Consider the following 1316-nt stretch of genomic DNA (forward strand, 5'->3'; position numbering starts at 1 on the left):
CACCTGCTCTCGCCGCGGATCATGGAGGCCTCGCTGGCCTCCGGGGTCACCACGATCATCGGCCAGGAGTTCGGCCCGGTCTGGGGGGTGGGGGTGAACTCGCCGTGGGCGCTGCGGCACGCGTTCAACGCCTTCGACGCCTGGCCGGTCAACATCGGGTTCCTGGGCCGCGGTTCCTCCTCCGACCCCGCCCCGCTGATCGAGGCGCTGGCCGAGGGCGGCGCCTGCGGGTTCAAGGTCCACGAGGACATGGGCGCCCACACCCGCGCCCTGGACACCGCCCTGCGCGTGGCCGAGGAGTACGACGTCCAGGTCGCCCTGCACACCGACGGACTCAACGAGTGCCTCTCCGTGGAGGACACCCTCGCCGTCCTGGAGGGCCGCACCATCCACGCCTTCCACATCGAGGGCTGCGGCGGCGGACACGTCCCCAACGTCCTCAAGATGGCCGGCGTCGCCAACGTCATCGGCTCCTCCACCAACCCCACCCTGCCGTTCGGCCGCGACGCCCTCGCCGAGGCCTCCGGCATGATCGTCTCCGCCCACGACCTCAAACTCGACCTCCCCGGCGACGCCGCCATGGCCCGCGACCGCATCCGCGCCGGCACCATGGGCGCCGAAGGCGTCCTGCACGACCTCGGCATGATCGGCATCACCTCCTCCGACGCCCAGGGCATGGGCCGCGCCGGCGAAACCGTCCGCCGCACCTTCGCCATGGCCGGCAAGATGAAGAGCGAACTCGGCCCCCTGGACGGCACCGACTCCTACGGCACCCCCGAGAGCGGCGACGACAACGAACGCGTCCTGCGCTACATCGCCAAACTCACCATCAACCCCGCCATCGCCCACGGCCTCTCCCACGAGGTCGGCTCCATCGAGGTCGGCAAACTCGCCGACATCGTCCTGTGGCGCCCCGACCACTTCGGCGCCAAACCCCAACTCGTCCTCAAGGCCGGCTTCCCCGCCTACGGCGTCGTCGGCGACCCCAACGCCTCCACCGACCGGTGCGAACCCCTCGTCCTGGGACCCCAGTTCGGCGCCCACGGCGCCACCGCCGCCGACCTCTCCGTCGCCTTCGTCGCCCAGGCCGCCGCCGACGGCGCCTACCTCGACCGCGCCGGGGACCAACTCCCCACCCGCCGCCGCCGCGTGGGCGTGCGAGGCACCCGCGGCATCGGCCCCCGCGACATGATCCACAACGCCCGCACCGGCCAGGTCGACGTCGACGCCACCACCGGCACCGTCTCCCTCAACGGCCGACCCCTACGCTCCGAACCCTCCCAGAGCGTCTCGCTCAGCCGCCTCTACTTCCTGTA

General features: G+C 72.0%; 1 protein-coding gene. It reads left to right on the forward strand.

Annotation, left to right across the window (positions count from 1 at the left end):
• A partial coding sequence (locus ABD323_RS41235; RefSeq protein WP_344447222.1) for an urease subunit alpha occupies nucleotides 1–1316 on the forward strand: 1316 nt, incomplete at both ends.

Origin of the sequence: Kitasatospora nipponensis (genome assembly GCF_039528135.1) — a bacterium.
In the GTDB taxonomy this organism is placed as follows: domain Bacteria; phylum Actinomycetota; class Actinomycetes; order Streptomycetales; family Streptomycetaceae; genus Kitasatospora; species Kitasatospora nipponensis.